Origin of the sequence: Vibrio sp. Vb1166, from assembly GCF_033338695.1 — a bacterium.
Lineage (GTDB): Bacteria > Pseudomonadota > Gammaproteobacteria > Enterobacterales > Vibrionaceae > Vibrio > Vibrio alginolyticus.
On record NZ_JAWOTE010000057.1, the window covers coordinates 1 to 8,947 of the forward strand.

The following is an 8,947-nucleotide window of genomic DNA, read 5'->3' on the forward strand; positions in this document are numbered from 1 at the left end:
ACAAACACCAAAAAAAGTACGAAAAAAATCGCAAATTGGCTCTTGAGTGTTTCGCGGATCAAATATCTAACAATAATCACGCTGAAATTACCTATACAAAACTTGTTTTTTTGGTCGAATCACTATAGTTTCCCGTTGAACCATTTATTTTTTTAAAAATTATAAACTAGATGTTAGTCGCTTAATCAGCTCTGCATGTAAGCCTGGAGCTAAAATTCAACAAGTAAGCGATCATTATCTAACATTTAGAGCAATTTGTCTTCAGGATGTAGGAGTACGCATGGAGTTCAGTGTAAAAAGTGGCAGTCCAGAGAAACAACGTAGCGCATGTATCGTTGTTGGTGTGTTTGAACCACGTCGCCTTTCTCCAGTAGCCGAACAACTTGATAAAATCAGTGACGGTTACATCAGTTCACTACTTCGCCGTGGTGATCTAGAGGGTAAACCTGGTCAGATGCTGCTACTGCATCAAGTACCAGGTGTTTTGTCAGAGCGCGTTTTACTTGTCGGTTGCGGCAAAGAGCGTGAACTTGGCGAGCGCCAGTACAAGGAAATCATTCAAAAGACGATCAGCACACTTAACGAGACAGGCTCAATGGAAGCGGTATGTTTCCTAACTGAACTGCATGTTAAGGGTCGTGATACATACTGGAAAGTGCGCCAGGCTGTAGAAGCGACTAAAGATGGTCTATACACATTTAATCAATTCAAGAGCGTGAAACCTGAGACTCGCCGCCCACTGCGCAAGCTTGTTTTCAACGTACCAACGCGTCGTGAATTGAACTTGGGTGAAAAAGCAATCACTCATGGTCTTGCTATCGCATCAGGTGTCAAAGCCTCAAAAGACCTTGGCAACATGCCGCCAAACGTAGCTAATCCAGCTTACCTTGCTTCTCAAGCTCGTCGTCTAGCGGACGATTACGAAACCGTAACCACCAAAATCATTGGTGAGCAAGAGATGGAAAAACTGGGTATGACCTCTTACCTAGCAGTAGGCCGTGGTTCTAAAAACGAATCTATGATGTCTATCATCGAGTACAAAGGTAACCCTGACTCAGATGCAAAACCGATTGTGCTCGTAGGTAAAGGTCTAACCTTCGACTCAGGCGGTATCTCTCTAAAGCCGGGCGAAGGTATGGATGAGATGAAGTACGACATGTGTGGTGCGGCATCGGTATTCGGTACAATGAAAGCGCTGGCGAAGCTAAACCTACCAATCAACGTTATTGGTGTTCTAGCGGGTTGTGAAAACATGCCTGGCAGCAACGCTTACCGTCCAGGTGACATCCTAACGACCATGTCTGGTCAAACTGTAGAAGTTCTGAACACGGATGCTGAAGGCCGTCTTGTTCTTTGTGACGCACTGACTTACGTAGAGCGTTTCGAACCAGACTGCGTGGTTGACGTTGCAACGCTAACTGGTGCTTGTGTTATCGCACTAGGCCACCATATCAGCGGCGTAATCTCTAACCACAACCCTCTTTCTCATGAGCTAGTAAACGCTTCTGAGCAAGCGAGTGACCGTGCATGGCGTCTACCAATGACAGACGAGTACCACGAACAGTTGAAAAGCCCGTTTGCGGATATGGCAAACATTGGTGGTCGCCCTGGTGGCACAATTACTGCGGGTTGCTTCTTATCTAAGTTCGCGAAGAAGTACAACTGGGCACACGTCGATATCGCAGGTACCGCGTGGAAATCAGGCGCAGCGAAAGGCTCAACGGGCCGTCCTGTCTCAATGCTTGTCCAATTCCTTTTGAACCGCAGCGGCCAAGAGACAGAAGAGTAATTTCTGAACAACATCTAAAAGGGCCGCAAGGCCCTTTTTTATTATCCTAATTTTCTAAAATGAAAGTGGGACTTAAGATGGTCTTAGGAAGAGACCCAAGGCAAGTGAGAGAATGATGCAAACTGCAACCTTCTACATCATTAACGAAGAGAGCCCGCAAGCAACGGTGGCTGGCTTTGAAGAATACATCGTGTTTTTGGCTCAGCACTTTGCTCGCCAAGGCGCTAAAGTGTATTTAAACTGCCAAGACAAACCACACGCCGAGCAGCTCGCTGAAGCCTTTTGGCAAGTTGATGCAGACAAGTTCATGGCACATAACCTCGTAGGCGAGGGACCGAAATACGCCACCAACATTGAAATCGGCCATGAAGGTGTAAAACCTAATTGGAACCGTCAGCTGGTAATTAATTTGGCGGAAAATGAGACAACCTTTGCGAACAAGTTTGCTCAAGTGGTAGACTTCGTGCCCTGCGAAGAAAAAGCTAAACAACTCGCAAGAGAAAGATATAAAATTTACCGTCAAGCAGGTTACCAGCTGCAAACGATCGAAATTCAATATCCTTAACGGTCAATCCTTATAGTTAAGGCGATCTTGTTAAGATCCCTCACTTATAAAGATTGACTAAGATTCAACCATCAACGTATCCATTAAAAGAGCGCTATGGAAAAGACATACAACCCAACTTCAATCGAACAAGCTCTGTATCAGACTTGGGAAGAGAAAGGCTACTTTAAGCCACACGGTGACACTACTAAAGAATCATACAGCATCATGATCCCGCCACCGAACGTCACTGGTAGCCTACACATGGGCCACGCGTTCCAAGATACGATCATGGATACGCTTATCCGTTGTGAACGTATGAAGGGTAAAAACACCCTTTGGCAAGTAGGTACTGACCACGCTGGTATCGCAACTCAGATGGTTGTTGAGCGTAAGATCGCTGCAGAAGAAGGCAAAACAAAACACGATTACGGTCGTGAAGCTTTCATCGACAAAATCTGGGAATGGAAAGGCGAATCTGGCGGCACTATCACTAAGCAGCTTCGTCGTCTTGGCGCATCAGTAGACTGGGACCGTGAGCGCTTTACGATGGACGATGGTCTATCTAACGCCGTTCAAGAAGTGTTCGTACGTCTATACGAAGACGATCTAATCTACCGCGGTAAGCGTCTAGTTAACTGGGATCCAAAGCTACACACAGCGATTTCAGATCTAGAAGTAGAGAACAAAGACACTAAAGGCCACATGTGGCACTTCCGCTACCCACTAGCAGATGGCGTTAAAACAGCGGATGGCAAAGACTACATCGTTGTTGCAACGACTCGTCCAGAGACCATGCTAGGCGATACGGGTGTTGCAGTTAACCCAGAAGATCCACGTTACAAAGATCTTATCGGTAAAGAAATCATCCTTCCTATCGTTGATCGTCGCATCCCAATCGTGGGCGATGAGCACGCAGATATGGAAAAAGGTACTGGCTGTGTGAAAATCACACCTGCGCACGACTTCAACGACTACGAAGTTGGTAAGCGCCACCAGCTACCAATGATCAACATTCTGACTTTCGACGCGAACATCCGCGACGCAGCAGAAGTATTCAACACTAACGGCGAAGCAAGCGACGCTTACAGCACTGAGCTACCAGCTAAATATCACGGTATGGAGCGTTTTGCCGCTCGTAAAGCTATCGTTGCTGAATTCGACGAGCTAGGTCTACTTGAAGAAGTGAAAGATCACGATCTACAAGTTCCTTACGGCGACCGTGGTGGCGTGGTTATCGAACCAATGCTAACTGACCAATGGTACGTACGTACTGCACCTCTAGCGAAAACAGCGGTTGAAGCAGTAGAAAACGGCGACATCCAATTCGTTCCTAAGCAATACGAAAACATGTACTTCTCTTGGATGCGTGACGTTCAAGACTGGTGTATCTCTCGTCAGCTATGGTGGGGTCACCGTATCCCAGCTTGGTACGACAACCAAGGTAATGTTTACGTAGGTCGCACTGAAGAAGAAGTTCGTAAGAACAACAACCTAGAGTCAGTCATTGAACTGCACCAAGACGAAGACGTACTGGATACGTGGTTCTCTTCTGCACTATGGACGTTCGGTACTCAAGGTTGGCCAGAGCAAACTGACGACCTGAAAGTATTCCACCCTTCAGACGTTCTAGTAACTGGTTTCGACATCATCTTCTTCTGGGTTGCGCGCATGATCATGATGACCATGCACTTCGTGAAAGACGAAAACGGCAAGCCACAAGTACCATTTAAAACGGTTTACGTTACTGGTCTAATCCGTGACGAAAACGGCGACAAGATGTCGAAGTCGAAAGGTAACGTACTTGACCCAATCGACATGATTGATGGTATCGACCTAGAGTCTCTCGTAGAGAAGCGTTGTGGCAACATGATGCAGCCTCAACTAGCGAAGAAGATCGAGAAGAACACTCGTAAGACGTTTGAAAACGGTATCGAAGCATACGGTACAGACGCACTGCGTTTCACTCTTGCAGCAATGGCATCAACAGGTCGTGATATCAACTGGGATATGAAACGTCTTGAGGGTTACCGTAACTTCTGTAACAAACTATGGAACGCAAGCCGTTACGTAATGATGAACACAGAAGAGCAAGATTGTGGCTTCAACGGTGGTGAGATTGAATATTCACTAGCAGACAAGTGGATTGAGTCTCAGTTTGAACTCGCAGCGAAAGCGTTTAACAACCATATCGACAACTTCCGTCTAGATATGGCTGCGAACACGCTTTACGAATTCATCTGGAACCAATTCTGTGACTGGTACCTAGAGCTAACTAAACCCGTTCTATGGAAAGGTACTGAAGCGCAACAGCGTGGTACTCGCCGTACACTCATCACGGTTCTTGAGAAGACGCTACGTCTAGCTCACCCAGTGATTCCTTACATCACTGAAACTATCTGGCAAAGCATCAAGCCATTAGTTGAAGGTGTAGAAGGCGAGACAATCATGCTGCAAGCACTGCCTCAATTCGACGAAGCAAACTTCAACCAAGAAGCGCTAGACGACATTGAATGGGTGAAAGCGTTCATTACCAGCATCCGTAACCTACGTGCTGAATACGACATCAACCCTGGTAAGCCGCTTGACGTTATGCTGAAAGCAGCAAATGCAGAAGATGCCTCTCGTCTAGAAGCAAGCAAGCAAGTACTGATGTCACTAGCGAAGCTAGAAGCAGTACGCGTGCTTGAAACTGGCGAACAAACTCCTGCATGTGCGACAGCACTGGTTGGTAAGTCTGAGTTGATGATCCCAATGGCAGGTCTGATCGACAAAGATGCTGAGCTTGCTCGTCTAGATGGCGAAATCAAGAAGACTCACGGCGAAATCAAGCGTATCGAAGGCAAACTAGGTAACGAAGGCTTCGTAGCGAAAGCACCTGAAGCAGTTGTTGCTAAAGAGCGTGAGAAGCTTGAAGGCTACAAAGAGACACTAGCTAAGCTAGAAGAGCAGAAGACAACGATCGCTGCGCTTTAAGCCTCAGTGAAAGAGAAGAATTAACACTTCTCACTTTTGGTTCAAAAGGTTGGTCATCATGGCCAACCTTTTTTGTATACATTTCACCAAAACCATCATCAATAGCTTCCCCCTATCACAACAATACTCATTACCCATTAGCATTAATGAGAATTATTATCGATAATGAACTCATCGAAACAAACACGATTGAGTAATTATCATGAAAAAGACACTAACTTTCGCAGCACTGCATTTTACTATCGCATTTAGTGTCGCTTACGTACTCACAGGCGACATTCTAATTGGTAGTTTAATTGCCATGATTGAGCCTTCAGTGAACACCGTAGCCTTCTACTTTCATGAAAAGGCATGGGCAAAAGTCCCAGCACTTAAAGCTCGTCAGTGGATGACCAAATTAAAAACCGCAAGCTTTGCGACCGTGCACTTCAGCGTCGCTTTTACCGTGGTTTACTTACTAACAGGTGATGCATTTGTCGGCGGCGTAATGGCGATGCTAGAGCCGAGTTTGAACACGGTGGCTTACTACTTCCACGAGAAAGTATGGATGCGTAAATCATCAGAAAAAGCTCCAGCACCGCAGTTTTGTTTACATCACCACGCTTAAACATGGAGGCTCACTACGTCTCCTAACGAGAAAAATGACATTTACCATTGACAAGGTTGCGCACCGCAATTAATTTAATTGCGGTGCGCAACTTTATTTTTAGAGGTAAGTGATAATGAACGCTCGTCAACTTCGACACTACTCCCGTCAAGCCGTCCGATTGCTTGGTATGCTTGATAAACAATGCGGCGATGTCGCTCTCACTCCAGTGCAAGCGCACGCATTGGGTGAAATCCAATTGCAGCCATTGACCATCAATCAGCTGGCACAGCAGCTTAATGTCGACAAGTCCAACGCGAGCCGAACCGTTACTGGTTTGATTAAATTAGGTTTGGTCGAGAGCATCGAAAACCCAAAAGACAAACGTAGTCAACTCGTAGCGATTACAGAGCAAGGCCAACAGGCGTTATCGCAACTGGACCAACAGCAAAACCACTTCTTTGAACAACTGCTTACCCAACTCGATGACAGCGAGCAAGAGCAACTCAAACTTGGTCTAGAGACTTACCTAAAAGGGCTAACAAAAGTGTGTCAGTCTGAGGAATACGTTCTTCGACCTCTTACTAAAGCAGACAACCCGCAAGTCGCAGATGTGATTCGTAAAGTCTCTGCAGAATACGGCTTAACCGCAGACAAAGGTTATGGTGTGGCCGATCCAACGCTTGATGATATGTATTCGGTTTACAATCAATGCGGGGCCGCCTACTGGGTCATTGAACATCGCGGAGACATCGTTGGGGGCGGTGGCTTTGCCCCTTTAGCTGGCGAGCCAAATGTGTGTGAGCTGCAAAAGATGTACTTCTTACCTCAAACACGAGGGCACGGTTTAGCCAAACGCATCGTCGCATTGAGCTTACAACTGGCGAAACAGTTTGGGTATCAGCAGTGTTATTTAGAAACGACAGAATGTCTAAGAGAAGCGGTAAGCTTGTATGAAAAGCTAGGCTTTGAGCATCTCGATGCCCCGCTTGGACAAACAGGGCATGATGCATGTGAAGTCGTAATGCTTAAGATGCTGTAATAGATAATATTATTAGACGTTAAAGCACAACATGGGTAACACAAAGCTCCTGGCTCAAGGCAACAGTGAAGTTTTGGTGCTGCCCATCCAACTCAACAGACAACTGGTAGAGATCACTTGGATCAGGATCAGTAAGATCGGCATACTTTGGCGCTTCGATCTGGAATAAAGCGCTCGCATGCTCCGCTCGGACATCAATAGGAATATGGTAAGTCATGCCATTGAACTTAACCGATGCCGATACTAAACCCGGCGCAAAAGTTTGGTAGTACAAATCCACCTTAAACTCACAACCACCACCGTGGTGCCAAATCTGTTCAGTAGCCACGCGGTCTAAACGCACATTGCGAATGAACTGCAGATACGGTTCTTGCCATACCCCTAAGCGCTCATCACTTTTTTTATATTCATGATCTGCAAGTAAACACAACTCCGGTTTATCCTCATCCAACAGAAGATCTTCTTCTTCCTCAAGGAATAGGATCTCAAAACGGTTGCGCCCCATCTGCATGAACGGGCGAATGTCTTTCTTGTAGACATTTTGAGAACCGTCACAGTCAAACAATGCTACTCCGTTCAAACGCACTTCTGCATGGTAATCCACACCACCCAACACCATTTCTACCACTGGGAATGCCATCATGGATTCGTCCACTTCAATGTCATGCATCAGGTGCCACTCTTGCTGACGAATTGCTTCTTCTGTCAGTTCAGCTGGCAATACCTGACTCAAAGGAGCAGGGAAAGTAATGTCATCCTGTGGGATAGAAAGGTCCGTCAGTGGAGAGACTTGCCATAAACCGGCGAGTGAGAGTTGCATATACACCTTGAGCTAGATCAATTTTCACGCATTATAGGGAGAAATCCCCTATAAACTCAATGTGAATTATTTATCGCCTCCACATTCGTCAGTTTTTCAAGGTATAAAAAAACCAGCGTTAAACGCTGGTTTTTCCAAAAGTAGTGAGCTTTGATTACTCGTCGTCTTCATCTTCTTCAGGGTAAAGCGCATCTTCGCCTTCGTAGTACGTACCCCAACCGTCATAGATGATGTCGTATTTTTCTGCCAAGTGAATCAATTTTTCAACTTGCGCATCAATCGCTTCTGCGTCTAGTGCGGACTCCATAGTCGCATCACAGCAAAGCAACTTGTTACCATCTTCATCTTCAGTTTCTTCTGCTTCAAGAACTTCAAAGCCCATCTTGAATGCTTCAACTACCGCTTTTTCTAGCGTGTCAAAATCTTCTGCAAACAGGTGGTGCTCAATTTCGTATAGCGAATCTGGATCGCTGCCATCTTCTAGCAATGCTGCAATGATATCGCGAGTCTCTTCCTTTTGAATCTCAATTAATTCTTCTACTGATAGATATTCATCTTCGTGAGACATGTTTTGGCTCCAGATTAGTTACTTGATGGAAACACAATACCCGATACTGAGTATGCTGATCCGGTGAAATATGGCATGGATTGCGATGAAAAGCCACAAACAAACATCATACCACTGCGATTCTTATCGGTTATTTGAATCTAAATATTAAACCGACCACACAAAGAAACAAAAAATTAACAAAGAATGGCATTTTTTAATATTCAGAACATCCTAATTGACACTTAATGTGGTTATTTTCTCTTTCTATGCGTGTTTATGATGCTTTCTTGAATACACTCACGTGTAAAACGAAGAAGCATAACGAATAAATTCACTTTAATAATGCATAATTTAGAATAAAAATGCACGTTTTATGCACTGTGCGTGTATTCTTTCTCAACGGGAAAATTAGAATAAAAACGCACGCACTCTAATTTTAGTAAAATAGCATTTATATCTAATAATGAATTTCATAAGAATCAAAATAAAAATAAAAAACTCACAAAACCAGAAACACCAGAATATAAACAAAGCTTGATAACTTGCATCTTTCTAGGAAGCTTGTCATAACTAATGGCTGGAAAATTTGTAAGGATACAAAATGAGCAAGCTGTACGTTGGATCAGAAGTTGGTCAACTT

The 8,947-nt window shown here is 44.9% G+C and carries 7 protein-coding genes; 5 read left to right on the plus strand and 2 right to left on the minus strand.

What is annotated here, in order from left to right; all coding sequences use genetic code 11:
- Nucleotides 1–280: 280 nt before the first annotated feature.
- From pepA to R7E51_RS23830, 5 genes are all read left to right on the plus strand, one after another.
- A complete protein-coding gene (gene pepA / locus R7E51_RS23810) occupies nt 281–1,789 on the plus strand; it encodes a leucyl aminopeptidase (RefSeq protein WP_206958302.1) in 1,509 nt (502 codons plus the stop codon).
- 115 nt (nt 1,790–1,904) lie between these two features.
- Nucleotides 1,905–2,354: a DNA polymerase III subunit chi gene (locus R7E51_RS23815; RefSeq protein WP_031777270.1), complete on the plus strand. Its 450-nt coding sequence runs from the start codon at nt 1,905–1,907 to the stop codon at nt 2,352–2,354.
- Between the two features lie 96 nt (nt 2,355–2,450).
- A complete protein-coding gene (locus tag R7E51_RS23820) occupies nt 2,451–5,309 on the plus strand; it encodes a valine--tRNA ligase (protein ID WP_205391009.1) in 2,859 nt (952 codons plus the stop codon).
- 202 nt (nt 5,310–5,511) lie between these two features.
- Nucleotides 5,512–5,916 (plus strand): DUF2061 domain-containing protein, encoded by a 405-nt coding sequence (locus tag R7E51_RS23825; protein WP_005381078.1) that lies wholly within the window; start codon nt 5,512–5,514, stop codon nt 5,914–5,916.
- A gap of 115 nt (nt 5,917–6,031) precedes the next feature.
- Nucleotides 6,032–6,937 (plus strand): bifunctional helix-turn-helix transcriptional regulator/GNAT family N-acetyltransferase, encoded by a 906-nt coding sequence (locus R7E51_RS23830; protein WP_151514335.1) that lies wholly within the window; start codon nt 6,032–6,034, stop codon nt 6,935–6,937.
- Nucleotides 6,938–6,956: 19 nt separating this feature from the next.
- Here the strand turns inward: R7E51_RS23830 and R7E51_RS23835 are convergent, their stop codons facing one another.
- Nucleotides 6,957–7,757 carry a glycosyl hydrolase 2 galactose-binding domain-containing protein gene (locus R7E51_RS23835; protein ID WP_206958304.1) on the minus strand — a complete coding sequence of 267 codons (801 nt, stop codon included), beginning with the start codon at nt 7,755–7,757 and terminating at the stop codon, nt 6,957–6,959.
- A gap of 154 nt (nt 7,758–7,911) precedes the next feature.
- Nucleotides 7,912–8,325, minus strand: coding sequence for a ribonuclease E inhibitor RraB (rraB, locus tag R7E51_RS23840; protein WP_005381081.1), 414 nt, complete (start codon nt 8,323–8,325; stop codon nt 7,912–7,914).
- Nucleotides 8,326–8,947: the final 622 nt, after the last annotated feature.

Bases quoted from the DNA above. Each gene is read 5' to 3' on its own strand.
- R7E51_RS23820 (WP_205391009.1), top strand. From the start codon at position 2,451: ATGGAAAAGACATACAACCCAACTTCAATCGAACAAGCTCTGTATCAG.
- R7E51_RS23815 (WP_031777270.1), top strand. From the start codon at position 1,905: ATGCAAACTGCAACCTTCTACATCATTAACGAAGAGAGCCCGCAAGCA.
- R7E51_RS23830 (WP_151514335.1), top strand. From the start codon at position 6,032: ATGAACGCTCGTCAACTTCGACACTACTCCCGTCAAGCCGTCCGATTG.
- rraB (WP_005381081.1), bottom strand. From the start codon at position 8,325: ATGTCTCACGAAGATGAATATCTATCAGTAGAAGAATTAATTGAGATT.
- R7E51_RS23825 (WP_005381078.1), top strand. From the start codon at position 5,512: ATGAAAAAGACACTAACTTTCGCAGCACTGCATTTTACTATCGCATTT.
- R7E51_RS23835 (WP_206958304.1), bottom strand. From the start codon at position 7,757: ATGCAACTCTCACTCGCCGGTTTATGGCAAGTCTCTCCACTGACGGAC.
- pepA (WP_206958302.1), top strand. From the start codon at position 281: ATGGAGTTCAGTGTAAAAAGTGGCAGTCCAGAGAAACAACGTAGCGCA.